The sequence below is a fragment of the Lentisphaera profundi genome (assembly GCF_028728065.1).
Classification (GTDB): domain Bacteria; phylum Verrucomicrobiota; class Lentisphaeria; order Lentisphaerales; family Lentisphaeraceae; genus Lentisphaera; species Lentisphaera profundi.
Map to the genome: position 1 here is coordinate 308,523 of NZ_CP117812.1, position 25,861 is coordinate 334,383.

The 25,861-nt window shown below is 41.7% G+C and carries 23 protein-coding genes and 2 tRNA genes; 4 read left to right on the forward strand and 21 right to left on the reverse strand.

All coding sequences use genetic code 11. From position 1 onward, the window contains the following. Window positions 1-3: 3 nt before the first annotated feature. The 21 genes from rplB to PQO03_RS12870 all read right to left on the reverse strand — a co-directional run bounded on the left by rplB (window position 4) and on the right by PQO03_RS12870 (window position 20,223). Window positions 4-831, reverse strand: a complete 828-nt coding sequence (rplB, locus tag PQO03_RS12775) for a 50S ribosomal protein L2 (protein WP_274153580.1) — start codon at window positions 829-831, stop codon at window positions 4-6. Between the two features lie 13 nt (window positions 832-844). Then, window positions 845-1,126 (reverse strand): 50S ribosomal protein L23, encoded by a 282-nt coding sequence (gene rplW / locus PQO03_RS12780; protein ID WP_274153581.1) that lies wholly within the window; start codon window positions 1,124-1,126, stop codon window positions 845-847. Window position 1,127: 1 nt separating this feature from the next. Continuing rightward, a complete protein-coding gene (gene rplD / locus PQO03_RS12785) occupies window positions 1,128-1,775 on the reverse strand; it encodes a 50S ribosomal protein L4 (RefSeq protein ID WP_274153582.1) in 648 nt (215 codons plus the stop codon). A gap of 15 nt (window positions 1,776-1,790) precedes the next feature. Further along, window positions 1,791-2,423, reverse strand: a complete 633-nt coding sequence (gene rplC / locus PQO03_RS12790) for a 50S ribosomal protein L3 (protein WP_274153583.1) — start codon at window positions 2,421-2,423, stop codon at window positions 1,791-1,793. 12 nt (window positions 2,424-2,435) lie between these two features. After that, the gene (gene rpsJ / locus PQO03_RS12795; RefSeq protein ID WP_274153584.1) at window positions 2,436-2,744 is read right to left on the reverse strand and encodes a 30S ribosomal protein S10; all 309 of its coding nucleotides are present in this window, start codon (window positions 2,742-2,744) and stop codon (window positions 2,436-2,438) included. A 38-nt stretch (window positions 2,745-2,782) separates the two neighbouring features. Beyond that, a complete protein-coding gene (gene fusA, locus PQO03_RS12800) occupies window positions 2,783-4,840 on the reverse strand; it encodes an elongation factor G (protein ID WP_274153585.1) in 2,058 nt (685 codons plus the stop codon). A 41-nt stretch (window positions 4,841-4,881) separates the two neighbouring features. After that, on the reverse strand, window positions 4,882-5,352 hold the full coding sequence (gene rpsG / locus PQO03_RS12805; RefSeq protein ID WP_274153586.1) for a 30S ribosomal protein S7: 471 nt from the start codon (window positions 5,350-5,352) through the stop codon (window positions 4,882-4,884). A 5-nt stretch (window positions 5,353-5,357) separates the two neighbouring features. Continuing rightward, window positions 5,358-5,735 (reverse strand): 30S ribosomal protein S12, encoded by a 378-nt coding sequence (gene rpsL / locus PQO03_RS12810; RefSeq protein WP_274153587.1) that lies wholly within the window; start codon window positions 5,733-5,735, stop codon window positions 5,358-5,360. Window positions 5,736-5,832: 97 nt separating this feature from the next. After that, window positions 5,833-10,104, reverse strand: a complete 4,272-nt coding sequence (rpoC, locus tag PQO03_RS12815; RefSeq protein WP_274153588.1) for a DNA-directed RNA polymerase subunit beta' — start codon at window positions 10,102-10,104, stop codon at window positions 5,833-5,835. A gap of 8 nt (window positions 10,105-10,112) precedes the next feature. Beyond that, the gene (gene rpoB / locus PQO03_RS12820) at window positions 10,113-13,904 is read right to left on the reverse strand and encodes a DNA-directed RNA polymerase subunit beta (RefSeq protein WP_274153589.1); all 3,792 of its coding nucleotides are present in this window, start codon (window positions 13,902-13,904) and stop codon (window positions 10,113-10,115) included. A gap of 102 nt (window positions 13,905-14,006) precedes the next feature. Then, entirely contained in the window at window positions 14,007-14,402 is a 396-nt protein-coding gene (gene rplL / locus PQO03_RS12825; RefSeq protein ID WP_274153590.1) for a 50S ribosomal protein L7/L12, read from the reverse strand. A gap of 12 nt (window positions 14,403-14,414) precedes the next feature. Beyond that, window positions 14,415-14,930, reverse strand: a complete 516-nt coding sequence (rplJ, locus tag PQO03_RS12830; RefSeq protein WP_274153591.1) for a 50S ribosomal protein L10 — start codon at window positions 14,928-14,930, stop codon at window positions 14,415-14,417. 2 nt (window positions 14,931-14,932) lie between these two features. Next, complete coding sequence (gene rplA, locus PQO03_RS12835) at window positions 14,933-15,622, reverse strand: 50S ribosomal protein L1 (RefSeq protein ID WP_274153592.1); 690 nt, start codon at window positions 15,620-15,622, stop codon at window positions 14,933-14,935. Next, a complete protein-coding gene (gene rplK / locus PQO03_RS12840; RefSeq protein ID WP_274153593.1) occupies window positions 15,619-16,044 on the reverse strand; it encodes a 50S ribosomal protein L11 in 426 nt (141 codons plus the stop codon). Before rplK ends, rplA begins: the two co-directional genes overlap by 4 nt. Before the next feature lie 37 nt (window positions 16,045-16,081). After that, on the reverse strand, window positions 16,082-16,645 hold the full coding sequence (nusG, locus tag PQO03_RS12845; protein WP_274153594.1) for a transcription termination/antitermination protein NusG: 564 nt from the start codon (window positions 16,643-16,645) through the stop codon (window positions 16,082-16,084). A 48-nt stretch (window positions 16,646-16,693) separates the two neighbouring features. Next, window positions 16,694-16,882: a preprotein translocase subunit SecE gene (gene secE / locus PQO03_RS22130; protein ID WP_420792878.1), complete on the reverse strand. Its 189-nt coding sequence runs from the start codon at window positions 16,880-16,882 to the stop codon at window positions 16,694-16,696. 29 nt (window positions 16,883-16,911) lie between these two features. Continuing rightward, window positions 16,912-16,987, reverse strand: a tRNA-Trp gene (locus tag PQO03_RS12850). 14 nt (window positions 16,988-17,001) lie between these two features. After that, window positions 17,002-17,154: a 50S ribosomal protein L33 gene (rpmG, locus tag PQO03_RS12855; protein WP_274153595.1), complete on the reverse strand. Its 153-nt coding sequence runs from the start codon at window positions 17,152-17,154 to the stop codon at window positions 17,002-17,004. Window positions 17,155-17,163: 9 nt separating this feature from the next. Beyond that, entirely contained in the window at window positions 17,164-18,360 is a 1,197-nt protein-coding gene (tuf, locus tag PQO03_RS12860) for an elongation factor Tu (protein WP_274153596.1), read from the reverse strand. Window positions 18,361-18,392: 32 nt separating this feature from the next. Next, window positions 18,393-18,468, reverse strand: a tRNA-Thr gene (locus PQO03_RS12865). A 72-nt stretch (window positions 18,469-18,540) separates the two neighbouring features. Then, window positions 18,541-20,223, reverse strand: a complete 1,683-nt coding sequence (locus PQO03_RS12870; protein ID WP_274153597.1) for a 30S ribosomal protein S1 — start codon at window positions 20,221-20,223, stop codon at window positions 18,541-18,543. A gap of 213 nt (window positions 20,224-20,436) precedes the next feature. Here PQO03_RS12870 and PQO03_RS12875 point away from each other — a divergent pair, with 213 nt between their 5' ends. From PQO03_RS12875 to PQO03_RS12890, 4 genes are all read left to right on the forward strand, one after another. Continuing rightward, the gene (locus PQO03_RS12875; RefSeq protein ID WP_274153598.1) at window positions 20,437-23,244 is read left to right on the forward strand and encodes an alpha-L-rhamnosidase C-terminal domain-containing protein; all 2,808 of its coding nucleotides are present in this window, start codon (window positions 20,437-20,439) and stop codon (window positions 23,242-23,244) included. Window positions 23,245-23,382: 138 nt separating this feature from the next. Further along, complete coding sequence (rplU, locus tag PQO03_RS12880) at window positions 23,383-23,688, forward strand: 50S ribosomal protein L21 (protein WP_274153599.1); 306 nt, start codon at window positions 23,383-23,385, stop codon at window positions 23,686-23,688. Between the two features lie 132 nt (window positions 23,689-23,820). Beyond that, entirely contained in the window at window positions 23,821-24,906 is a 1,086-nt protein-coding gene (locus PQO03_RS12885; protein ID WP_274153600.1) for a type IV pilus twitching motility protein PilT, read from the forward strand. A gap of 169 nt (window positions 24,907-25,075) precedes the next feature. Beyond that, window positions 25,076-25,858, forward strand: a complete 783-nt coding sequence (locus tag PQO03_RS12890; RefSeq protein WP_274153601.1) for a YiiX/YebB-like N1pC/P60 family cysteine hydrolase — start codon at window positions 25,076-25,078, stop codon at window positions 25,856-25,858. The last annotated feature ends 3 nt before the right edge of the window (window positions 25,859-25,861 follow it).

The window sequence follows — 25,861 nt, forward strand, 5'->3', positions numbered from 1 at the left end:
AGCTTATTTCTTCCTTTTTTCGATGATGAATTTAGAAGAGTTCTTACGAGGGTTACGAGTTTTGAAACCTTTCGAAAGTTGACCCCAAGGAGATACCGGGTGAGAACCACCAGAAGTACGACCTTCACCACCACCCATTGGGTGATCGACTGGATTCATTGCAACACCGCGAACGTGTGGACGTTTGCCTTGGAAACGCTTTTTACCAGCTTTACCAATTTTTGCTTTACGGTGGTCTGCGTTACCAACAACTCCGATTGTAGCCATACAATCAAGGTTAACGAGACGAACTTCTCCAGAAGGAAGTTTGATCTGAGCAAAGTCAACTTCTTTAGAACGCAAGATGGCCTGTTGACCAGCAGAACGAACCATTACAGCGCCTTTGCCAGGCTCAAGCTCAAGATTGTGAATAATAACACCAACGGGGATGTCTTTAATTTTAAGCGCGTTACCAGGCTTAAATTCTGCTTTGTCGCCACTCATTACTGTGTCGCCTTGTTCAAGGCCAATAGGAGCGAGGATATAGCGCTTTTCACCATCTGCATAGTGAAGAAGAGCAATATTTGCAGTACGGTTAGGATCGTACTCGATTTCAGCAACTTTGGCAGGAATGCCAATTTTGTTACGTTTGAAGTCGATAGTACGGTACTTACGTTTGACACCACCACCACGGAAACGAGTAGTAATACGACCTGCGTTATTACGACCGCCAGTGCTTTTCTTACCTTTAGTAAGTGATCTTTCTGAATTTGAGCGAGTAATAGTCTCGTCAATTACAGTCACCATATTACGGAGAGAAGGTGTAGTAGGTTTGTATGTTTTAATAGCCATGTTTCACTGTCTCCTAGTAGAGGTTAATAATCTCACCAGATTTGAGAGTCACGATAGCTTTCTTCCAATTGGCTTTTTTACCAGCCATGGCAGTGCGCTGACGCTTCTTCTTACCAGTGTAGTTCATAGTGTTGACAGATTGTACTTTTACATTAAAGACTTGTTGAATTGCAGTAGCAATCTCAATCTTATTAGCGCTTTTAGCAACTTTGAATGTGTACTTGTTTTGATCTTCCATTGCAGCAGAAGATTTCTCAGTGAGAACAACAGTTTTAATTACTTTATAATTACTCATCTTAAGCCTCCGCAGAAATACGTTCACCAAGTTGCTCGAGAGCAGCTTTGGAGATGATCACTTTCTTACCTGAGAGGATATCGTAGGCATTAACTTCAGATGCAGTCATTACAAGAGAAACGTTGTTGAAAGACTTTGCAGTGTTTTCAAGATTCTCAATGTTTACAGCAAGGTCATCACTGAGGATGATTACTGGACGATCTGTTGCATTAACGCTTTCGAGGAAAGCAATAGCAGTTTTAGTTGAAGGTTTGTCAAATGCGAATGCGTCAACAATGATAAGTTCTTCCGCTTGGATACGCTCTGCGAGTGCACGGCGTACAGCTAAACGGCGAACTTTTTTGTTAACGTTCTTAGCGTATGAACGCGGCTTAGGACCGAACGCAACACCACCACCAGTCCAGATGGGAGAGCGAGTTGAGCCAGCACGAGCGTTACCAGTACCTTTTTGACGCCAAGGCTTTCTACCACCACCGCGCTTTTCAGCACGAGTTTTAGTATTAGCGCTACCTGAACGAAGGCTAGCGAGGAAAGCTACAACGGATTCGTGTACAGCTTGCTCACCTTTTTCGAATTCAAGCCACTTGGAATTGATTTCTAATTCACCGGAAGCTTGACCCTTTGAGTCTACAGTATTTACTTTAGTCATGATTCAATACTCCGATTACTTCTTAATTGCTTTCTTAACGACAACAAAGCCGCCATTGAAACCAGGAACAGCACCTTTCACCATAAGGATGTTTTCTTCAGGACGAACCTGAATAACTTTTAAACCTTGTGAGGTGCGCTGAACACTACCCATGTGACCAGGCATCTTTTTGCCTTTGAAAACACGGCCAGGCCAGTTACACATACCAATGGAACCACCTTTACGTTCCCAGTCACCACCGTGAGATGCACGACCGCCACCGAAGTTCCAACGTTTTACAACGCCTTGGAAACCGCGACCCTTAGTCGTACCGATAACATCAACGTATGCAATATCGCTGAATTCTGCTACAGTGAGAACTGAACCGACTTCTTTATCAGAATCTGCATCGAGGCGGATTTCTTTGATAAGAGCAGGAGGATTCTCTTGGTTGTTAGATTTAGCAAGGTGTCCGAGGACAGCTTTAGTGACATTCTTAGCGCGCTTAGAACCGTAACCGATTTGAATTGCAGAGTAAGAATTTTTTTCCTTAGTTTTAAGGTCGAGTACTGGGCAAGGACCAGCTTCAATGACTGTAACAGGAACAAGAAGACCTTTGTCGTCGTATACCTGAGTCATACCCAATTTTTTACCAATTATACCAATCATAAGTATCTCCTATTAAATTTTGACAGCGATGTCAACACCAGCAGGAAGATTAAGCTTTTTGAGCTCGTCAACGCACTTAGGTGTGGGTTCAATAATGTCGAGGAGACGCTTATGTGTTCTGATTTCGAACTGATCCATAGCCTTCTTGTTCACGTGAGGTGAGCGGTTTACAGTGAAACGCTCAATTCTTGTGGGCAGAGGAATAGGACCTGCAACACGAGCACCAGCACGTTTTACAGTCTTGACAATATCTGAAGCAGAAGTGTCAAGTACGGCGTGGTCATAAGATTGCAATCTTATTCTAATGGTTTGCTTAGCCATATGTTTTTACCTTACTTATTAAGTTAAGTTATTATTATTTATTTTTCTGATACTTCAGAGAAGTGCGAAAGCTCAATCGACGCAGAAGCGCGACCTTTGGTGAGCGAACGCAAGTCCGTGGTGTAACGGAAAAGTTTTGCTAGTGGAACGTGAGCAGAAATTTTCGAGAAATTTCCAACACTTTCCATATTGAGTACCGAACCTCGTCGAGATGAAATATCGCCAATGACGTCGCCTGTATTTTCTTCAGGAGTGTCAATTTCCAGTTTCATCATCGGTTCGAGTTTAACAAGTTGCGCCTTGAGAGCTGCATTGCGAAGTGCAATTGAGGCTGCGGCTTTGAATGCAATATCGCTAGAATCAGTCGAATGATGAGCTGCTCCAACAATAGAAACCTTCGTGTCCGTCAAGGGGTAACCGTGTTCAACACCGGTTCGAGAAGATTCGTTTATACCCTCGATTATAGAATTTTCAAATGATTCGGGAATAATACCGGGAGAAAGTCTATTGTCGAGCACGAAACCTTTGCCTCTTTCGAGAGGTTCGACTTTGAGTGAAACTTCGGCGAAAAGATTACCGTTGGGAGTTTCGCGAACAAAAGTCTCGGTAAATTCTGCCGTCTTAAGGATGGCTTCACGGTAAGAAACTTGTGGGCTACCTGTGTTGGCGTTTACTTTGAATTCGCGAATTAGGCGATCGGCAATAATTTCTAGGTGAAGTTCACCCATGCCAGAAATAAGTGTTTGTGCGGTTTCCTCGTTAAAGGAAATATTGAAAGTTGGATCTTCATCGGAAAGTGCTTTGAGAGCAATTTCTAACTTATCTTTTTCCGAACTAGATTTAGGTTCAATCACCATGGAGATGACTGTGTCTGGGAAAGTCATTTCTTCTAGTACGCAAGGAAAGTCATTTGTGGAAAGAGTATCACCAGTTGTGCAAAAACGTGCGCCAACAATTGCGACTATGTCACCTGCTTGTGCAGATTTTATGTCTTCTTGAGAATTTGCGTGCATTTGTAGCAGGCGGGAAATTTTTTCATTTTTCTTATTGCGAAAGTTTTCAACTTTATCACCCTTTTTAATTGAGCCAGAATAGATGCGCACATAAGTAATGCGTCCAACGTATGGGTCAGTCATGATTTTGAAAACTAAAGCAACAATGGGGCCCTTGGGATTAGATGCGAGTAATATCTCTTCATCATTTTTAGGGTTGAGGCCTTGTTTGTCTGGAAGTTCATTAGGAGCTGGCAGGATTGCAAGCACGGCATCAAGAAGACATTGAACGCCTTTGTTTTTGAAGGCAGTGCCGCATAATACCGGAACTAAATCATTTTTAATTGTGTGTTCACGTAAAACTGCAATGATGAGTTCTTCGGGGATTTCTTTTTCTTCTAAATAGAGATCAGCAATTTCATCGCTGAGCTCTGAAAGTGAGTCGATCATTTCCGCACGGGCTAATTCTGCATCGTCAGCAAGTTCTTCAGGAATGGCGGATTCGAGTATTTCTTCGCCTTTGGCGCCGGAAAAAGTGAAGCTTTTCATTTTTATGAGGTCGATGACTCCAGAAAATTCAGCTTCTGCACCGATGGGCATTTGAATGGGTACCGCATTGGCGGATAGTTTATTGCGAAGGTCGCTGACAACATTATTAAAATCTGCACCGACGCGATCCATTTTATTAACGAAAGCAATTGTGGGGACGTTATATTTACGAGCTTGGCGCCAAACCGTTTCAGACTGAGGCTGAACAGCTCCTACGGCGCAGTAGACAGCAACAGCGCCGTCTAAAACACGAAGAGCACGTTCGACTTCAATAGTGAAATCTACGTGCCCTGGGGTATCAATGATGTTGATCTTATGATCTTTCCAAAAGCAGGTAGTGGCGGCTGAGGTAATCGTAATTCCGCGTTCTTGTTCCTGCTGCATCCAGTCCATGGTGGTGTTGCCATCATGAACTTCACCGATTTTATAATTCTTACCGGTGTAAAAAAGTATTCTTTCCGTGGTGGTCGTCTTGCCAGCATCAATGTGAGCCATGATGCCGATATTTCGAACCTTGGAAAGAGAGTTTATATTAGGTGACTTAGTGTCGCTCATACGCAACTCCCTATTCTAAGGTTCGATCTATTGACTAGCTACTACCAGCGGTAGTGTGCAAAAGCCTTGTTGGCTGCTGCCATGCGGTGAACTTCATCTTTCTTCTTAACAGCACTACCTGTTTTATTGAAGGCATCGATGATTTCAGACGCAAGAGCTTGATCCATAGGTTTACCCTTTTTCTTTTGGGCAAATGTGATCATCCAACGCATAGCGAGTGATACTTGGCGATCAGGACCAACTTCTACAGGTACTTGGTAATTAGCACCGCCGACACGACGACTTTTCACCATTACTTGTGGCTTGATATTTTCGATAGCGCCGAAGAAAACTTCAATTGCATCAGTATCTTTTACTTTTGCAGTTACAGTTTCTAAAGCTTTGTATACAACGCATTGAGCAGTTGATTTCTTACCAGCATCCATCACCATGTTGATGAGGCGTGAAAGAAGTTCACTATTGTATTTTGCGTCAGGAGTTACAGGGCGCTTAGGTGCGCGATTTTTTCTCATTGATCTTATCCTTTCTTCGGCTTCTTAGTGCCGTATTTAGAACGACCACGACCACGACCATCTACACCGAGACAATCAAGAGCGCCACGAACAACGTGATAACGTACACCAGGAAGGTCACGAACACGACCACCGCGAACAAGTACAACACTGTGTTCCTGGAGGTTATGGCCTTCGCCGCCGATATATGCTGAAATTTCTTCGCCATTAGTGAGGCGTACACGAGCTACTTTACGTAATGCAGAGTTAGGCTTCTTAGGTGTTCTGGTCATAACCTGAACGCAAACTCCCCTTCTTTGAGGGCAGTTGTCAAGAGCGCGTGAAGTACTTTTAGTAACTTTACGTTTGCGCCCTTTTCTTACAAGTTGGTTAATAGTAGGCATTAACAATTCCTTAATTCGTATTTAAACTTATTTCTAAAAAAAAAGTTCGTTAGTTTAGTGTAGGTGTCGACTATTGCAAGTCGACACCCATGATTTATTAATCTAAGCTGAGCATCTCGTTTGTTGACTGTAAAAGACTGAATTCGTCTTCGTCATCTTCATCAATATCTGGCACGACTTCAACGTGTCCAATTTTGACGACTTTGATGTCGCGAGCTTCTTCAATTCCGGTACCAGCTGGAATGAGGTGACCCATGATAACGTTTTCTTTAAAGCCTTCGAGAGTATCGACCTTACCGAGAGTTGCTGCATCAGTTAAGATACGCGTTGTATCCTGGAAGGATGCTGCAGAGATGAAACTATCGGTTTCGAGAGATGATTTAGTAACACCGAGTAATACCGGTACACCTTCAGCAGGTTGACCACCTTCGGCAAGAACTCTTTCATTTTCTTTTTCGAAAGCTTTTTTATCAACCTGTTCGCCAGCGAGGAAAGCAGTACTACCAGAGTCGGCAATACGGATTTTTCTAAGCATTTGACGAACGACAATTTCAACGTGTTTGTCATTGATCTCAACACCTTGAGCACGGTATACATCTTGAACTTCGTTAACGAGGTATTCCTGAAGTTCTTGAGCACCACATACTTCAAGCATATCTTGTAGTACAACGGAACCATCAGTGATAGTTGAACCTTTGCGTACAAATTCACCATTGTGAACGATGATACGTTTAGTAGTTGGAATCAATACAGATTCTGAAAGATTATTTTCTGGGTCATTAATGTTAATCTGTTGCTTACCTTTAGTCACGCGACCGAACTCGATGTAACCATCGATAGTTGCGATAGTTGCAGGGTTCTTAGGAAGACGAGCTTCAAAGATTTCCGCAACACGTGGTAAACCACCAGTAATATCTTTCGTTTTAGCAGATTGACGTGGGATTTTAGCAAGTACTTCACCGGCTACAACGTCAAAACCTTCTTCAACGATAATGTGGGCGCCGTTAGGCATTGAGTAGTGAGCAAGCATGTTGCCTTCCGCGTCAACAATAGATAATTGTGGGTGAAGATCGTCTCTGTGTTCAAGAACAACATTTTCTTCTTCGCCCGAAGCAGCGTTAATTTCGCGCTTAAGAGTTACGCCATCAACGAGGTCAAGGAAGTGTACACGTCCTTTAGTCTCAGTGATAATCGGTACATTGTACGGGTCCCACTGAGCAATCATTTCGTCGATCTTAACTGTGTCGCCTTCTTTCTTGAAGACTTGAGTACCAGGAACGAGTTGGTGTTCTTCTTCATAAACGCCATCAGCGTTTACAATAGCAAGTTTACCATTTTTATTGACAACAACTTGGCTACCATCTTCTTGGCCAATCAAACGTGCGTCAATATAAGTTACTGTACCAACAGATTTAGGTTTAATCATTGGTTGCTTGTATGCAGTTGAAGCTGTACCACCAACGTGGAAAGTACGCATAGTAAGCTGTGTACCAGGTTCACCAATTGATTGTGCAGCAATAATACCAACGGCATCACCTTTACAAGCGATTTGGTCACTTGCGAGCAGGATACCATAGCAGTTAGAGCAAACACCACGATCTGATTCACAAGTTAGTACTGAGCGGATTTTCACATCTTCAATACCACGATCTTCTAGATCTTTAGCAATGTGTTTATCTATAACTCCACCTGAGCGAACCATGTAAGTGTCCATGTCGCCTTCAGCGAGTGGGTCATGAATATCATCAACTGAAACACGGCCAACGATACGGTCAAAAAGAGAAACTTTAACTTCATCACCAACGCGAATAGCTGCAACTTGAATACCTTTTGCAGTACCACAATCCAGTTCAGAGATAACAACATCTTGAGACACATCAACAAGCTTACGAGTCATATAGCCTGAGTCAGCAGTTTTTAGTGCAGTATCGGCAAGACCTTTACGAGCACCGTGAGAAGAGATGAAGTATTCGAGTACTGTAAGACCTTCACGGAAACTTGAAAGAATCGGACGTTCAATAATCTCGCCAGAAGGTTTGGCCATAAGACCACGCATTCCTGCAAGTTGACGGATCTGGTCTTTAGAACCACGAGCACCTGAATCCATCATTGCGAAAACAGAGTTAATCTCTTCTTGACCGTTATTGAGTTCGATTGTTTGGAAAAGTTTCTTAGCAACTTGTGAGTTACAGTGAGTCCAAATATCAATAATCTTGTTATAACGTTCGTTATTAGTAATAACACCTTTTTTGTACTGAGTACGTACTTCTTCTACTTCTATTTCTGCTTCGTCAACTAAACCTTGTTTTTCATGAGGGATAATCATATCATCAGTTGCCACTGAGAATCCTGATCTAGTTGCAAAAGCAAAGCCAGTTTTCTTGAGTTCGTCAAGAACTTCAACAGTTTTAGCACGACCGATAATGTCGAAAGCATCATTAATAGAGTCAGAAAGAGTCTTTTTGGTGAAAGTTTTATTGAGGAAACCGAGTCTATCATCCCAAGTTTGATCAAAGATACAACGACCAGCAGTAGTGATGATGAATTTAAGATCTTTTTCACCCCAAGCAGTGTCTTGCCCGAAATTAGGATTCTTGTACTTGATAATCTCTTGTAATTTGATGCTCTTTTTTTCAAGCGCCCATAGGACATCACTATATTTTTCGAAACATTTAACAGTTCTCATATCTGCGAGGAACTCGTCAAAAATTCTTTTCTCTTTCTTAGTGTGTTTTGGAGCTGAATAGTAAGCTTTAGCCGTCTCATCAAAAGATCTTAAATGCGTTGCACGCATTTCAGCAGCTTTAGAGAGATAAGTTACATAGTAGCAACCAAGAGTCATATCTTGAGTTGGCGTACAAAGTGGCTTACCATTGGCAGGTGAAAGAATATTATTAGGTGAAAGCAGTAAGAGCTTACACTCTAACTGAGCTTCGTTTGAAAGCGGTACGTGTACAGCCATCTGATCACCATCGAAGTCGGCATTGTATGCAGTACAAACGAGTGGGTGAATACGAAGTGCTTTACCTTCAATCAATACAGGGTCAAAAGCCTGGATAGAAAGTCTGTGAAGAGTAGGGGCACGGTTAAGCATGACTGGGTGACCTTTAGTCACTGACTCGAGTACGTCCCATACTTCAGGAGCACCACGTTCAATCATTTTCTTAGCTGCGCGTACAGTGTGAGCTACACCATTATCTTTTAATTTACGGATAATGAATGGTTCGAATAAAACCATAGCCATCTGCTTAGGAATACCGCACTGGTGAAGTTTAAGCTCAGGGCCAACAACAATTACAGAACGACCAGAGTAATCAACACGTTTACCGAGTAAGTTCTGACGGAAACGACCTTGCTTACCTTTAAGCATATCTGATAAAGATTTGAGCTGACGATTAGATGCACCTGTTACAGCACGACCATGACGACCATTATCTAAGAGTGAGTCAACCGCTTCTTGTAACATACGTTTTTCGTTACGAACGATAACGTCCGGAGTACGAAGGTGAAGAAGATTCTTCAAACGGTTGTTACGGTTAATAACACGACGGTAAAGGTCATTCAGATCTGATGTAGCGAAGCGACCACCATCGAGGGGTACTAATGGACGTAAATCTGGTGGGATTACTGGGAGTGTTTCGATAATCATCCACTCAGGACGTGAGTGATTGGCAATGAAACCTTCCATTAAACGCATACGCTTAGCAATTTTCTTGTGATTAGCTTTTGAACGAGTCGCAGCCATTTCACCTTTGAGTTGCTCTAAAAGATCTTCAGGTACGATTTGTGAAAGGAGTTCTTTGACTGCAGATGCACCCATAGAAGCTTCAAAATCATCACCATAGAGTTCTTTACTTTCACGGTATTCCGCGTCAGTAAGAATCTGCTTTGGAAGAAGTGGTGTGTCACCAGGGTTAGTGACGATGTAATCCTCGTAATAAATAATTTTTTCGAGGTTACGTGCAGTCATATCAAGAACCATACCGAGACGTGAAGGCATACATTTGAAGAACCAAATGTGAGTAACAGGCACAGCGAGATCGATGTGACCCATACGCTCACGACGAACGCGAGCTTTAGTTACTTCAACGCCACAACGGTCACAGATAATGCCTTTGTGTTTAATACGTTTGAATTTACCACATGAGCATTCCCAGTCCTTAGTTGGACCAAAAATTTTCTCACAGAACAAACCACCCTTTTCAGGTTTGAATGTTCTGTAGTTAATTGTCTCAGGGTTTTTTACTTCGCCCTTACTCCAGGAAGTAATGGTGTCGGGATTAGCCAGGTTGATTGTCACTTGCGAGAAGTTCGTTCCGCCACGTGATCCGGCATCAGCGAACAATTTTCTACGAATGTCGTTTTCCATATTAGTTCCTATTCCTTTCTAAGACGAATATCAAGACAGAGACTCATCATCTCTTTCATTAATACATTAAATGATTCCGGCAAGCCGGCTACTAAAGTGTTGTCACCGCGAACGATTGACTCATATATACGAGTTCTACCTTCCACATCATCAGACTTAACTGTGAGCATTTCCTGAAGTGTATACGCGGCACCGTAAGCTTCGAGTGCCCATACTTCCATCTCACCGAAACGCTGACCACCGTGCTGAGCTTTACCGCCAAGAGGCTGCTGAGTAACGAGTGAGTAAGGTCCAACGGCACGTGCGTGAATTTTATTAACAACAAGGTGATCCAGTTTAAGCATGTAAATCATACCAACTGTAATACGCTGATCAAAGCTGTCGCCAGTGCGACCATCATAGAGACGAGCCTTACCATCGCGATCATAACCAACTTCTTCAAGCATGTCATTAATTTTTGACTCTGGGCAACCATCGAATACTGGTGTAGTAATCTTGATTCCCATGCGATTTGCAGCCATACCCAAGTGAGTTTCAAGGATCTGACCAACATTCATACGAGAAGGTACGCCGAGTGGGTTAAGAATAATGTCGATAACTGTACCATCTTTCATGAAAGGGAGGTCAGATTTTGGGACAATATTAGAAACAATACCTTTGTTACCGTGACGACCAGCCATTTTATCACCAACTGAGATTTTCCGCTTAGAAGCGATGTAAACCTTAACTGATTTGATGACGCCGCGCTCTTGACCATCTTCGTCATCGAGTTGATCGATTTTTTCTGTGTTACGGAGACGAATGTCATTGAGACGAGGTTTGAAGTTATCCATAACTTCGTCAATCTGAGATTTTGCAGGTGAATCAACCATTGTGTAGTTGTCGTGCTGAGCAGAAAGTTTTCTAAGAAGAACTTTAGTGATCTTACGATTAGCAGGAACGATAATGGTTTCTTTGCCATCTTTTGATACGATATCATTGGATAGTTTAGAGCCGAGTAAGATCGCACCTAGCTTTTCAGCTAAATCTTCAAGGAATTCATTGTATTGAACTTTGTATTCAGCATCAATTTCTTTACGCTTGCGTTTGAGGTCACTCTTAGTAACGGCAGCTTTAGTTGGATCGATTTTGCGATCAACGCGAATATCCATTACGATACCATTTGTGCTTGATGCAACATAAAGAGATGAATCTTTTACATCTGCAGCTTTGTCACCGAAAATTGCACGTAGAAGACGTTCTTCTGGAGCTAATTCAGTTTCAGATTTCGGAGTGATTTTACCTACGAGGATATCACCAGGACCAACTTCAGAACCTAAACGGATTACACCTTCTGGACCGAGATTACGAAGTGCTTCTTCACCAACATTAGGTGTGTCACGAGTAATTTCTTCTGGGCCGAGTTTAGTGTCACGAGCTTGGATACTTGCTTCAGCAATATGAATCGAAGTAAAGACGTCATCTTGAACCATGCGCTCAGAGATAATGATCGCATCCTCAAAGTTGTAACCACACCAAGGCATGAATGCCACAAGAATATTTTGACCTAAAGCGAGTTCGCCATTATCAGTACCAAAACCATCAGCAATAACATCGCCAGCTTTAACAACATCACCAGCTCTAACAATTGGTTTTTGATTCATACAAGTTGATGAGTTTGATCTCATGAACTTATAGAGAGGGTAAATGTTTTCAGGTTTGAGATCTTCTTCGTTTTTAAGGATACCATCTGCAGTGATGATAATCTTATCAGAAACAGAACTTGCAACAATACCGTCAGCTCTTGCAGTAAGTACAGCTCTAGAGCCTTTGGCAATGAGTGCTTCCATGCCAGTACCAACAAGTGGTGAATCAGGTATTAAGAGTGGAACTGCTTGGCGCTGCATGTTTGATCCCATGAGTGCACGGTTTGCATCATCGTGCTCAATAAAGGGGATACATCCTGTAGCAGGGGAGATCAACTGTTTTGGACTGACGTCCATGTGAGTAATTCTATCTTTTTCAGCTTCTAGAGAATCGCCTTCAGTACGTGAGAGAACATAGTCTTCTGCAAGAGTATTGTCGTCATTCAGTTTAGTGTTGGCCTGAGCGATAACAAAATCTTCTTCAATATCACCAGTTACGTATTCGATTTCTTCAGTCACTTTACCATCAATAACTTTGCGGTAAGGTGTTTCGATGAATCCGTATGGATTGATTTTTGCGTAACACGCAAGTGAAGAGATAAGACCAATATTTGGTCCCTCTGGAGTTTCAATAGGACAAATTCTACCGTAGTGAGAAGCGTGAACATCTCGTACTTCAAAACCAGCACGTTCACGACTTAGACCACCTGGTCCTAAAGCAGATAAACGACGTTTTGCAGTGAGTTCGGAAAGAGGATTTGTTTGATCCATGAATTGAGAAAGCTGTGAACGACCGAAGAAGTCACGAACTACGCTCTGCAATGCTTTCGGGTTGATAAGCTTTGAAGGCATGATTGTAGTGCTGTTCTTATCATAAAGAGTCATACGTTCGCGAATTAAACGCTCTGTACGACTTAGACCTGAACGGAATTGGTTTTGAACGAGTTCACCAACGGTACGAACACGACGACTACCCAAATGATCAATATCATCAACTCTACCATGAGTATTTTTGATTTTCATAAGAGTGATAGTTGCTGCGACCATGTCTGAAGGTGTTAAAGTACGTTCATCGCTTGGTAAAGGTAATTCTTTTGATTGGAATTGTGCACCATCAAAAGCATTACGTAAACGCTGTTGAATCTTGTAACGACCAACTTTACCTAAATCGTATGATTTTTGGTCAAAGAAGAGGCGGTTTAATAGGCCTTGAGCGTTATCAATATTTGCTGGATCACCAGGACGCATTTTTTTGTAGATGTACTTAAGAGCATCTTCGCGATTAGTCGTAGGATCTTTTTCTAAGTTTGTGATGAAAGTTGTACCGAGTTCGGTAGTATCAACAATATCAAGCTTTTTCACGCCAGCATCTTTTACGAGGTCGAGAATTGAAGATGAAAGAGGCTCTAAAGTTTTAGCAATTAGTGCACCGTTTTCGTCAGCGATGTCATCAACAAGAATTTTTTGAGCTAAAGTGCTTTCGTCTTTTGCGAGTGAAGCAACACTTACGTTTTGTACGCCATAGACGCAATCGAGTAGGTCGTAATTGTTGTCGCTATAAACTGCGCGTAAAAAAGTACTTATTAAAAATTTACGACGTCTGCGACGACGATCCATGAAAATATAAATGAGGTCATGGTTGTCATATTGGACTTCCATCCATGAACCACGGTCTGGAATAATTCTGAAAGAAAAAAGTGTTTTGTTACTAGTGGATTTACCTGCTTCGAAGCAGATACCAGGAGTTCTGTGAAGCTGACTGATGATTACGCGTTCTGCACCATTGATGATGAATGTTGCGCGCGGAGTCATTACTGGGATATCACCCATGAATACGCGTTCTTCAAAAACTTCGGATTTGCCTGTTTCGTCTTTGATTTCTAGGGCGAAAGTAACGTGAAGACCAGCTTGGTAGGATTCGCCATCCTTGAGGCAGTCATACATGGCGACATTTGGGATGCCGATTTCATATTTGACGAAATTTAAAATACAGTTTTCATCGAAGCTCTTAATCGGGAAGATTTCTTTGAACGTCTCTTGGAGACCTCTATGTTCGCGGTTATCCGGATTAGTGGATTCCTGTAAAAATTCTCTGAATGATTCAAGCTGAACAGAAATCAAATCTGGAGTATCGATAACTTCTTCAATTTTTCCAAAGTTTTGACGAATTGCCATAAGTTGTAACCTTGCACGGGCTTAATGGTTTAAAATAAGAAAAGTAGGAACCGGATGGACCGGTCCCTACTGTGAGTTTTTTATGCTATGTTTAAACTTAAATTACTTAAGTTCAACCGTTGCACCAGCGTCTTCAAGATCTTTTTTGATTTTTTCAGCTTCTTCTTTCGGAGCAGCTTCTTTGATCTTGCTAGGAGCAGCTTCTACAAGATCTTTTGCGTCTTTAAGACCAAGACCAGTTGCAGAACGAACAACTTTAATTACTGCAATTTTCTTGTCAGTAGGGTATGCTGCAAGCATAACATCAAACTCTGTCTTTTCTTCAGCAGCTTCTGCAGGAGCAGCAGCGCCGGCAGCAGCTACAGCTACTGGAGCAGCAGCTGATACGCCGAGACGATTTTCTAGAGCTTTTACGAGTGTAGTGAGTTCAAGTACTGACATTTCTTCGATAGATTTGACGAGTGCTTCGTGTGCTTCTGATAATACAACTTCAGACATGTTATTAATCCTTTATTTATTTTTTTCGACAATTGCGTTAAGAACGTATACAATAGTAGCTGCTTTCTCATTAAGAACTCTAACAAGGCTTGTAGGCACTTGATTGAGTAGTCCGAGCAATTGAGCGCGGGCTTGATCTTTAGTGAGCATATCCGCGACTGTAGCGGATGTGTTTGCATCTAGTACTTCACCATCTACAAAAGCTGCTTTGAATGATACAACATCATTTTCTTTAGCAAATTTCTTGATAGTTTTGGCTACATCAGCTGGTTCGCCTGAACCACATACAATAGCTGTGCCGCCAGTAAGTTCTAAGTTAGTAAGGTCACTGTAAGGTTTACCTTCAGCGGCTTTCTTAATGAGCGTATTTTTGTGAACTTGTAAAGTTGCTTCATGCCCTTTGAGCTCATTTTTGAGTTCTTCGAGTTGTGAAACATTAAGTCCCATGTACGAGATAAGAAAGAAATTATTAGAATTATCCAAAATTGATTGGATGTGATTCACTAGAATAGTTTTTTCTTGTCTCATGATTACACCAAGTCCTTAAGGTCAATTTTCAGACCAGGGCTCATTGTGCTACTTACTGTACAGTTGACAACGTAAGTGCCTTTAGTAGATGATGGACGAGCTTTGAGAATTGCTTCTACAATTGCTTGTACATTTTGTGTGAGCTTGTCAGCATCGAAGGAAAGTTTTCCTACGAGTACATGAGTAGCGCCGCCTTTATCAGCACGGTACTCAACACGACCACCTTTAGAAGCTTTTACAGCTCCAGCTACATCATCTGTAACTGTGCCAGTTTTAGGATTGGGCATTAAACCACGTGGTCCTAAAACACGACCTAAAGTACGTACTTTTGACATTGCAGACGGAGTCGCAATAAGTACATCAAAATCAAGCCAGCCATCTTTAATTTTTGCAATCATTTCATCGTATCCAGCATAGTCAGCACCCGCAGCTTTCGCTTCGTCTGCGCTATTACCATCAGCGATAACCACAACTGTGACATTCTTACCAGTACCGTTAGGAAGCGAAAGAGCTCCACGAACGTTTTGTTCTGGTTGTCTAGTGTCAATACCTAACTGAAAAGCTACATCAACAGATTCATCAAATTTTACAGCAGGTAGAGCTTTGAGAGTTTCAAAAGCATCTTGAAAGCTGTAAGCCTTGTTGACGTCTACTTTTTCGAGTCTTGCATTATAAAGTTTTGAACGCTTCATCCTACAACCTCCACGCCCATACTTCTTGCTGTACCAGCAAGCATTCTTAGAGCGGCATCTTCTGTGTTAGCTTTCATATCGTTTTTCTTAATTCCGTAGATCTCTTTAAGTTGATCAATTGAAATTTTTCCTACAAATCCAGAGCCGGGTTTTTGTGAACCGGAAGCTAAACCAGCGTACTTTTTAATGAGTACAGGTGCGGGCGGCGATTTGGTGATGAAAGTGAATGAACGATCTTGAAATACTGTAATAACAACAGGAATAATCATTCCTGCTTCGCTCTGAGTTTGAGCGTTGAATGCTTTACAGAATTCCATAATGTTCACACCCTGAGCACCAAGCGCAGGTCCCACTGGAGGAGCCGGGTTCGCCTTGCCAGCTGGAATTTGAAGTCTTATGTATCCTTTTACTTTTTTAGCCATATCCTTCCCTTAACAGATAATTAAATTGACTAAGGACCTAGTCGAATTCGTTTTTTTCTACTTGATCATATTCAACATCCACAGGAGTTGAACGACCAAAGATTATAACAGATACTTGAAGTTTACCACGATCTGCATCTACTTCAGTTACAGTGCCTTCGAAACTTTCGAAAGGACCTTCTTTGATTTTGATGATTTCGCCAACGGTATATTCAATTTTAGGTTTAGCAACATCTTCGGTGACTTCAAGCTTGCGCCTGATCTCTTGTATCTCTTCATCAGAAAGAGGTACAGGGCGATCGCCACCTAAGAAATTAATAATGCCGTATGTATCTTTAACAAAATGCCAGACATCTTCTCTAGTATTCCCGTTCTCATCAATTAGGTCAACATTGACAAAAAGGTAACCGGGATAGAACTTTCTGTTTTGGGTAATCTTCTTACCCTGGCGCACAGTGGTCACTTTTTCGGTAGGAAGTAAAACCTCTAAGACGAACTCTTGCATTGAATCTTGTTCAACGCGGCGTTCTAAATCTAAGCGAGCCTTATTTTCTTTCCCTGAAAGAGATTGAAGCGTGTACCATTGACCGGGCTTTTCCATTTTTTATGTGATTCCTTTATTACCTAAGTTACCGATGAAAAAGACGGTTTAGATTAATTCTATAAGCGTCTGAAGAATCTGATCAGCGAACTGAACAAATATAGCAAGTAAAATACAGGTAATTAAAACCAAAATGCTGGATTGAACCAACTCTGACTTACCTGGCCATGAACAGCGTTTAAGCTCTTCTACGACATCAATTGTGTACTTACTTACTTTTCTAACTGGATTAGACATGTTATTCCTCAGATTAACTTAAAAAAAACTGGCAAGGGAGACAGGGTTCGAACCTGCGACCCTCGGTTTTGGAGACCGATGCTCTACCAGCTGAGCTACTCCCCTGCAGTTTTAAATTTTTACTTGGTCTCTCTGTACAGTGTGTGTCTGCGAACTTTTGGATTAAACTTTTTCTTCTCAAGACGACCTGGAGTGTTCGTTTTGTTTTTAGTAGTAGAATAAGTTCTTTCGCCAGTTTCAGTACACTGAAGAGTTACAATTTCGCGTGCCATTATAGTGACCTACGCGATGATCTTAGTTACAGCGCCAGCACCAACTGTTCTGCCACCTTCACGGATAGCGAAACGAAGTGTTTCTTCCATAGCGATCGGCTGAATAAGTTCTGCTGTGATAGTGAGGTCATCACCAGGCATAACCATGTCGCGACCATCTTCGAGTTGGATAACGCCTGTTACATCAGTCGTTCTGAAGTAGAACTGTGGACGGTAACCAGCGAAGAAAGGCTTATGACGGCCACCCTCATCTTTAGAGAGGATATAGACTTGACCTTCGAACTTCGTGTGAGGAGTCACTGAGCCAGGCTTACAAAGAATCTGTCCACGTTGAACGTCTTCTTTCTTCACGCCACGGAGGAGTGCACCAACGTTTTCGCCAGCACGACCTTCTTGGAGGAGCTTACGGAACATTTCAACACCAGTGATAGTAGTAGTAGCAGTGTCAACAATACCAACAATTTCAGCTGTATCATTTACTTTGATGATACCACGTTCGATACGACCAGTAACAACAGTACCACGACCTTCAATTGAGAATACATCTTCAATTGGCATAAGGAATGGTTTATCTACAGAACGCTCTGGCTCTAAGATGTATTTATCTACTGCAGCCATAAGATCCATGATACATTTTGCATCATCAGAAGTTGAGTCAGCAGACTCAAGAGCTTTAAGTGCAGAACCAGGAATTACTGGGAGATCGTCACCAGGGAACTTGTATTCAGAAAGAAGTTCACGAACTTCCATTTCAACGAGTTCAAGCATTTCTTCGTCGTAGTCAACTTGATCAGCTTTGTTAACGAATACTACGATGTAAGGAACACCAACTTGGCGAGCAAGAAGGATGTGCTCACGTGTCTGGGCCATAGGTCCATCAGTAGCAGCGATTACAAGGATAGCACCGTCCATTTGAGCAGCACCAGTAATCATGTTTTTAACATAATCAGCGTGACCAGGACAATCTACGTGAGCGTAGTGGCGAGTTTCAGTTTCATACTCTACGTGAGAAGTGTTGATAGTGATACCACGAGCTTTCTCTTCTGGAGCGTTGTCAATTGCTGCGTAGTCCATAGCTTCACCACCGCCTGCGTGAGCAAGGATAGTGCAGATAGCGGCAGTTAAAGTTGTTTTACCATGGTCAACGTGACCAATTGTACCAATGTTAAGGTGTGGCTTTGTTCTTTCGAAGTTTTCTTTAGCCATGATAGTTTTTCCTTACTAATGTTGTTTTCAAGTGGAGCCTTCGAGCGGATTTGAACCGCCGACCTCGTCCTTACCAAGGACGCGCTCTACCAGCTGAGCTACGAAGGCTTATTGAGCGAACCAATAATACTTTATTGCAAAATATTTACAAATGGTTCACTCAATTTATATTAATTTATTTTATTTGTCTGAATCAAGGCCTTCTAGGGCCGAGTCAAAGATGTCACCAATGCCGCCAAAGCTACCTTGAGCTTCGTTGTTGCTTTGGATTGGAACTCTGACTGGTTTTGATCTAAGACTTAAGCCGATACGGCGCTCGTCTTGGTCGATTTTGATAACTTTCGCTTCAACTTCTTGACCAACGTTGATAACGTCTTTCACTTTTTCTACTTTGCTATCGCTAAGTTGAGTAATGTGAATGAGGCCGTCGATTTGGTTGTCAAGTTCAACAAATGCACCATAGGCAGTAATTTTTGTTACGATACCTTTAGTAGTTGAGTTGATTTGGAAAACTGCTTCGATGTCATCCCAAGGATCATTGCTGAGTTGCTTGATACCGAGAGAGATGCGTTGCTCGTTAGGATCGATATCGAGAACTTTCGCTTCGACTTCGTCACCTTTTTTGAGTACTTCTGCAGGATTGTTAACTTTCTTAGTCCAAGACATATCAGAGATATGAATCATACCGTCGATATCATCTTTGATTTCAACGAATGCACCGTAAGTAGTTAGGTTGCGAACTTTACCTTTGACGATTGAGCCAATTGGGTAATCTTTTGCAATAACTTCCCAAGGATTGTCTTGAGTCTGACGAAGACCGAGTGAGATCTTTCTAGTGTCTTCTTGGATGTCGAGGATGATGGCTTCAACTTCTTCGCCGATCATAAGAACGTCACTAGCGCGAGTGATGCGCTTAGTCCAGCTCATTTCACTTACGTGAATAAGACCTTCAATGCCGTCTTCAAGTTCGATGAAAGCACCATATGGCATGATGTTAACAACTTTACCTGCGATCTTTTTACCTAGTGGGTAGCGGCCAGCAATTGCTTTCCATGGATCTGCGCTCTTTTGTTTGAGTCCGAGAGAAACACGTTTCTTTTCTTCGTCAATGTCGAGGATCATGACTTCTACTGTGTCACTAATTGCAAGCATTTCTGATGGATGGGCAATACGTCCCCAGCTCATATCTGTGATATGGAGGAGGCCGTCCATTCCGTTTAAGTCAATGAAAGCACCGAAGTCGGTGATGTTCTTAACTGTACCTGGAAGGATGTCGCCAATTTTGATTACTTTAAGAAGAGCATCTTTCTGTTCTTCACGTGCTTCTTCGAGAAGTTCACGACGTGAAATGATGATGTTGTTCTTGTCTTGATTGATTTTGAGTACTTTGAATTCGTATTCCTGGTTGAGGAAATCATCTAAGTTACGTACTGGACCGATATCAATGTGTGATCCAGGGAGGAAGGCTTCAACGCCAACGTCTACAATTAAACCACCCTTTACGCGATACTTAACGAGGCCTTTAATAAGGTCGCCTTCGTTAGTGTTCTTGAGGAGGCCTGACCATGCTTTTTCGAGTTCTGCACGTGCAACAGAAATCTGTGGCATGCTGTTTTCGTCTTCTAAAGCTTCGAGGTAAACCTCTAATTCGTCACCAATTTTTACTGAGTCCCAATCTTTAAACTCATCTGAAGGAACAAAACCTTCAGCTTTATAATTAATGTCAATTAATGCACCGTTGTCTCTTTTATCAACGACTACGCCTTTGATAAGTTTACCTTCTTGGTAATTTCTAGTGCTAAGTTCTACTGAGCCAAACAATTCTTCCATGCTTGGCATGTCTTCAATATTAATGAATTCCATATATGATATCTCGAAGTTCGATGGTGCTAAACTTCGTTGGGTTTAAAGGTTATAAGATCTCTTAAGACTGGATCGTCCGGTCAAAAGGTCGGGGAAAGTACATAAGTTTGGCTGTTGTTCAAGTGTTTTTCATAAAAAATCTTTGTTTTCAAGGGTTTATATTTTTTCTCTAAGCTTATATTGAGCCATAAAATATTAAAATTTGGAGTGTTTATGAAGCAAAGTCCTTACCCGAATATATTCGAAGGCAGTTGGATTTGGGGATCCGATAAATCAAATAAGTGTATATTAAGTTATGAATTTTATCTCACGCAAATACCTTCTTCGGCGGATTTCTGGTTTTCGGTCGGTGAGTTTGCCCATGTATATGTTAATGGTATGCACCTCACTTATGGCCCTCACCCAAGTTCACATGGAAATTTTAGTATCAATTACCTTGATATTACTTTTCTTCTTCAATCGGGCAAAAATAATATTACTGTACTTGTCGCAGCTCCTGATTTCTCTTTATATAGTCGTGCAACGATGCCGAAAGGTTTCTGGGCTCAAATACTCATCGATGAAAATGAGCATTTTGCAACAGGTTCAGATTGGAAAGCAGCTCCTGCGACTCACATACTTGATGCTGCACCGCGTCGTTCAGCGGGTTGCCTTTCAGTGCAATCTTTTGATTTACGCTCTCATCACTTACAAGAGTTTTTCTCAGGGAAATCTCAGATTAATGAGCAGGCAGTTGTATTAAAGAAAGCTGAAGCTGCTCAGTTTAATTCTTTCAGTCAGCTTCTTTTTGAGAGTGCATCGACTCCTTTTCCAAAGATTCGCGCATTGGGTCTATATGATCAAGTCATACCATCAATGCATATAGACTTTTCCACGATTTATGATGGTCCCGGTGCTTATGTTGCCACGTCCTATTTTTACGTCGCAGATGAGGTTCACACAGAGGTTCTAACTTTTTCAGATAGTGCGTTTAAAGTTTTTGTTAATGGTTACCTTATTAATGAGCAGGGTTCCCAGTCTTTTATTAATGATGCAGATCCTCGTTGGCATAAAGAAATGTCGGCAATGGAACGTGGTGATTTAAAGCCTATGTGCTCAGTTAAGCTGAAGAAGGGTTGGAATTCACTTCGAGTCTTGTCTTATGCCGATGATCATAGTCGTCTGTTAGCTTTGAACTTTGTTAGCCTATCACGTGATGAAGCGATCCCTTATATACAAAGAGATGATGATTCGGATCAGGGGCACCTCCTTGCCGGGCCACTTAATATACCTTTTCCTAATTTAGCTGGGTCTTTGAATTTCAATTTATTAAATTTTGTACCCGTGGCTCATAATCCTTACGCAGATATTTCTATGTTTCTTCAGGCCTGTAGTTTTAAGGCGGAAGAGTTTGTAGAGGAAGGAAGCAAGACGATTACATTAGCACCGAATCAGTATCTTTGTTATGATCTGCAAGATATACGTTCTGGTTGTGTGAGGCTTTCGGTTGATACGCCACAAGATAGCGATGTGTTTTTGGTTTTTGCAGAAAGTTTTAATGACGGTATTCCACGCTCATTGCATCCTCTTCATGGTCGACGAGCTATCCATATTAAATTAAAAGCGGGATCTAATAATTGGGAGGATTTCTTTCCAGTAGGACTTCGCTATGTATTTATTTTGTCGGCAGCTAATTTTGATATCAATATTAATGACGTGCAGTTGCTAGCGCTTCAGACGCCTGAGTCTAGTGGCACGAAATTTGAATGTCCAGACATGACTCTCAATTCTACGTGGCAACGTAGTTTGAGTACTTTGAGCTCTTGTTCAGAGTACAGTTATATGGATTCTCCTAGTGGTAGGCGTGCGCAATTTTTACGTGATGCGGCTCTTCAGTCTATTTATAGTATGACTGCGACGGGCCAATATGATCAAGCTAAAAATTCATTAATAGAGTTTTCTCGGGGTCAGTATGAGACAGGTGAGCTTCCTTCTGTCTATCCTAGTTCATATTTTTATACTCTTGGTGAATCAAGTATGTATTGGGTTATATGGCTTCAGCAATATTTGCTCCATACCAATGATCTAGAGACCGCAGAGATACTTTTGTCGACTCTCAAAGAAGTAGTGAACTACTATTCTTTTTTTGAGAATGAGGATGAGTTATTAACTGGCAGCGTTGCGATTTTGTCTTCGATGATACCGGATGATGCGCCTATGGCTCCAAATACCATTTTCACGTCTTTTAATTGCCTATATTTAAGGATGTTGTCTGCATCATCTTGGGTTTACTCCTTTTTGGATTTGGAGGAAGATTCTCAGAGTGCTCGTGATAAAATGTTGCGCATCAGTAAAAAGCTTCGCAGTTTATGTTGGGATGCTGAGAGAAATCTGTTTGTAGATTGGTCTTCGGGTGGTCAGCAGTGCGGTAGTTATTCAGTGGAGAGTAATTTTTTAGCGATGAACGCAGGGATTATTCCGACAAATTCCCTAAATGATTTCTTGAATCAGGCAACGCTTGCAGAGGCGCCTTATCTGAAGCTCGACTTTCTACATCCTAAGTCTCCCTTCTTATTTGATATGGTTGTTCAGGCGGCGACAAATATTAATTTACGATCTTGGGCTTTTGATCTTACTCGTTATTATTGGGGTGCAATGATTGAGGATGAGTTGAGCACTTGGCCAGAGTTTTATGACCCAGATGTAGCTTTTTCAAAAGAGACGACAAGCCTTTGTCATGGCATTGGTTGTGGTGCAGCGCAGTTTTTGATTAATGAAGTTGCGGGGATTCGTCCAGCAGCACCGGGCTACGAACAGATCTATTTTAATCCTTTACTAGATAAGATGGATTGGGCTCGTGCTCGTATTAAGACTGTTCATGGTCACATTAAAGTGGAATGGATGAAGAATGCAGAAGGTGGGGTTGATGTGACTTTGGAGTCTGCTTTTTCTGTAGATATGATCCCGCAGCTTAAACAGAGAGTTGCTGATAATTCCTCCTTTCACTTGAGTGATAATATAAGTATTATCGGGCGGAATTGAGTTTGAATAGATTCTTCTGTAATAAAGCTCTAATACTACTTGCAAGGATATGACTTTGCGGTATAGTCACCACTCTTTTGTCAGAAGACAGTCCCGATTTAACTAGAGACCAATATAATTTTTAAGGAATTTTTAAACATGTACGCAATTATTGAGACAGGCGGCAAGCAGTATACCGTTCGTGAAGGTGATGTCATTCGCGTAGAACGCCTCAAAACTGCAGGCGCTGCATACACTTTCGATAAAGTCCTCGCCCTAGGCGGAGACGACGCAAAATTTGGAACACCCCTTGTAGAAGGCGCAAGTGTAATAGCTGAAATTGTAAATGAAGCTAAAGGCAAGAAACTTATCGTTTTCAAAAAGAAACGTCGTAAAAGATATAAGAAAACTCAAGGTCATCGTCAGTGGTTTACAGAAGTGAAAATCACTGGTATTAACGCCTAAGTCCTTCATCTATCCTAAAAAAGCCGAGTTTACTTACGTAAATTCGGCTTTTTTGTTTTTAAACTCATGATGCTTGCGGTAATTTCATATAGATATTAATTTTATTTGTTTAATTACCTGGGAGTGTCAAACATGCCAACGTCAAAACTCAACTCAATATTAGTTACTGGAGTCCAAGAAGGAGCCTCGGATTGGCACATTAGAGAAGGCAGTCCAATTGCCTTGCGTGTGAATGGAGGTCTCTTTGAGATTTCAGATGGTTTTATTCCGGACTATGAATTCTTAAGTACCGCGATTCTAGAACTTGCAGGACAAAAAGTTCTGGATCTTTATCTTGAGACAGGTGACTCAGACTTTGCCTTCGATGAAGATAATGCGGGTCGTTTCCGTGCAAATATTCATAGTCAACGCGGATTACTCTCCATGACTTTTCGTCATGTGAAAAGTGAAGTGCCGCCTTTAGAAGCCCTAGGCTTACCCGAAATCATTTTGCGTATTGCTGAATATGAACGTGGTATCATCTTAGTGACGGGTACAACGGGCTCTGGTAAGTCTACGACGATGGCCTGTATGTTAGAGCACATGAACACCAGTATGAATCGTCATATTATCACTGTAGAAGACCCGATTGAGTACAACTTTAAAGATAAAAATAGTATCTTTGAACAAAGAGAAGTAGGTATTGATACGGTTTCTTTCGAGGCCGCTTTAAAATATGCACTTCGTCAGGACCCCGATGTGATTGTTGTTGGTGAAATGAGAGATGTTACATCAATTGAATCTGCTCTTCATGCAGCAGATACGGGTCACATGGTTATTTCTACTCTGCATACAGCTAATGCGGGACAGTCAATTAATCGCTTATTAGATACTTTCCCTGCGGCAGCTCGCGCAGCTCTAAGGAAATCACTTGCTGAAAATGTAGCCGCTATTGTCTGTCAGCGTCTTGTTCCCCGCGCTTCTGGTCGAGGAATGGTTCCATGTAATGAGGTTATGATTAATACTGCCTACATCAAAAAACTCATTCTCGATGATAAAGTAGATCATATTAGTGGTGCCATTGCTAAAGGTGGTGAATATGGAATGTTTACCTTTGATCAGCGCTTGCTACAATTAGTGAACTCGGGTGAAATTACTGAAGAAGCCGCTCTGGGCTTTGCGAATAACCCTGAAGGACTACAGATGAACCTTAAAGGTATATTCTTATCAGCTGACTAATAAGTACGGCTTAAGGGCTCCAATTCGAGTAGATTTAGGTCAGCTATGATAAGCTAATTTAAGTCTGCTCGTTTTTTTTATAATTATGCGATGTCGAATAGATATTCTTTTGCTTATTACTCATGCACAAGCTTTATTATGATATGATAGATTTATAAGGGTGAATTTAATGGGTTTAATGCAGAAAATAGGTGAGTCGATCGCGGGCTATTTAGCCAAAGAACGACTAGGGGGCAGGCACTTGTCGACCTGTGATCCCCTGCTCTTAGAAGAAACCCTAAAACCAGGAGATGTTCTCTTAGTGGAAGGCAGTAGCCGTTTTAGTTCGGCGATTAAATATATTACCCAGTCGACATGGTCACATTCAGCTATTTACGTAGGAGACTGTGGTTTAGAAGCAGAGGGAGAGGAAAAGGCTGTTTTGATTGAAGCAGATGTAGTAGAAGGGGTGCGAGCAGTGCCTATTAGCCAGTATACTTCTTATCATACGCGGATTTGTCGGCCAGTAGGGATTACACCCGATGAATTAAGTGATTTAAAGCAATTTTTGATTGATCGTCTAGGTTATCAGTATGATTTAAAGAATATTTTTGATTTAGCTCGTTATTTTTTACATCCTCCTCCCATTCCGAGTAAATGGAGACGCCAGTTATTGGCTTTAGGGAGTGGTGACCCTACACGAGCAATATGTTCATCTTTAATAGCATTAGCATTTCAGTCAGTTAAATACCCTATTTTACCAGAGCGTTTAAATGCTGGCGAAGATGGAGAGTCAGATGAAGAGAATCGTGAGCTTTATCATATTCGTCATCATAGTTTATTCGCTCCGAGAGATTTTGATGTCTCGCCATATTTTGAAATTGTAAAGCCAACAATCTATCAAGATTTTGATCCGCATCAGTTGCTTTGGGCAACGGATGCAGAATTGAGGAAGCTGGAATTGCGTTTCTAGCAA

What these genes read in the sequence shown, in the direction of transcription:
- rplB (WP_274153580.1), bottom strand. Translation starts at nt 831, where the DNA reads ATGGCTATTAAAACATACAAACCTACTACACCTTCTCTCCGTAATATG.
- rplW (WP_274153581.1), bottom strand. Translation starts at nt 1,126, where the DNA reads ATGAGTAATTATAAAGTAATTAAAACTGTTGTTCTCACTGAGAAATCT.
- rplD (WP_274153582.1), bottom strand. Translation starts at nt 1,775, where the DNA reads ATGACTAAAGTAAATACTGTAGACTCAAAGGGTCAAGCTTCCGGTGAA.
- rplC (WP_274153583.1), bottom strand. Translation starts at nt 2,423, where the DNA reads ATGATTGGTATAATTGGTAAAAAATTGGGTATGACTCAGGTATACGAC.
- rpsJ (WP_274153584.1), bottom strand. Translation starts at nt 2,744, where the DNA reads ATGGCTAAGCAAACCATTAGAATAAGATTGCAATCTTATGACCACGCC.
- fusA (WP_274153585.1), bottom strand. Translation starts at nt 4,840, where the DNA reads ATGAGCGACACTAAGTCACCTAATATAAACTCTCTTTCCAAGGTTCGA.
- rpsG (WP_274153586.1), bottom strand. Translation starts at nt 5,352, where the DNA reads ATGAGAAAAAATCGCGCACCTAAGCGCCCTGTAACTCCTGACGCAAAA.
- rpsL (WP_274153587.1), bottom strand. Translation starts at nt 5,735, where the DNA reads ATGCCTACTATTAACCAACTTGTAAGAAAAGGGCGCAAACGTAAAGTT.
- rpoC (WP_274153588.1), bottom strand. Translation starts at nt 10,104, where the DNA reads ATGGAAAACGACATTCGTAGAAAATTGTTCGCTGATGCCGGATCACGT.
- rpoB (WP_274153589.1), bottom strand. Translation starts at nt 13,904, where the DNA reads ATGGCAATTCGTCAAAACTTTGGAAAAATTGAAGAAGTTATCGATACT.
- rplL (WP_274153590.1), bottom strand. Translation starts at nt 14,402, where the DNA reads ATGTCTGAAGTTGTATTATCAGAAGCACACGAAGCACTCGTCAAATCT.
- rplJ (WP_274153591.1), bottom strand. Translation starts at nt 14,930, where the DNA reads ATGAGACAAGAAAAAACTATTCTAGTGAATCACATCCAATCAATTTTG.
- rplA (WP_274153592.1), bottom strand. Translation starts at nt 15,622, where the DNA reads ATGAAGCGTTCAAAACTTTATAATGCAAGACTCGAAAAAGTAGACGTC.
- rplK (WP_274153593.1), bottom strand. Translation starts at nt 16,044, where the DNA reads ATGGCTAAAAAAGTAAAAGGATACATAAGACTTCAAATTCCAGCTGGC.
- nusG (WP_274153594.1), bottom strand. Translation starts at nt 16,645, where the DNA reads ATGGAAAAGCCCGGTCAATGGTACACGCTTCAATCTCTTTCAGGGAAA.
- secE (WP_420792878.1), bottom strand. Translation starts at nt 16,882, where the DNA reads ATGTCTAATCCAGTTAGAAAAGTAAGTAAGTACACAATTGATGTCGTA.
- rpmG (WP_274153595.1), bottom strand. Translation starts at nt 17,154, where the DNA reads ATGGCACGCGAAATTGTAACTCTTCAGTGTACTGAAACTGGCGAAAGA.
- tuf (WP_274153596.1), bottom strand. Translation starts at nt 18,360, where the DNA reads ATGGCTAAAGAAAACTTCGAAAGAACAAAGCCACACCTTAACATTGGT.
- PQO03_RS12870 (WP_274153597.1), bottom strand. Translation starts at nt 20,223, where the DNA reads ATGGAATTCATTAATATTGAAGACATGCCAAGCATGGAAGAATTGTTT.
- PQO03_RS12875 (WP_274153598.1), top strand. Translation starts at nt 20,437, where the DNA reads ATGAAGCAAAGTCCTTACCCGAATATATTCGAAGGCAGTTGGATTTGG.
- rplU (WP_274153599.1), top strand. Translation starts at nt 23,383, where the DNA reads ATGTACGCAATTATTGAGACAGGCGGCAAGCAGTATACCGTTCGTGAA.
- PQO03_RS12885 (WP_274153600.1), top strand. Translation starts at nt 23,821, where the DNA reads ATGCCAACGTCAAAACTCAACTCAATATTAGTTACTGGAGTCCAAGAA.
- PQO03_RS12890 (WP_274153601.1), top strand. Translation starts at nt 25,076, where the DNA reads ATGGGTTTAATGCAGAAAATAGGTGAGTCGATCGCGGGCTATTTAGCC.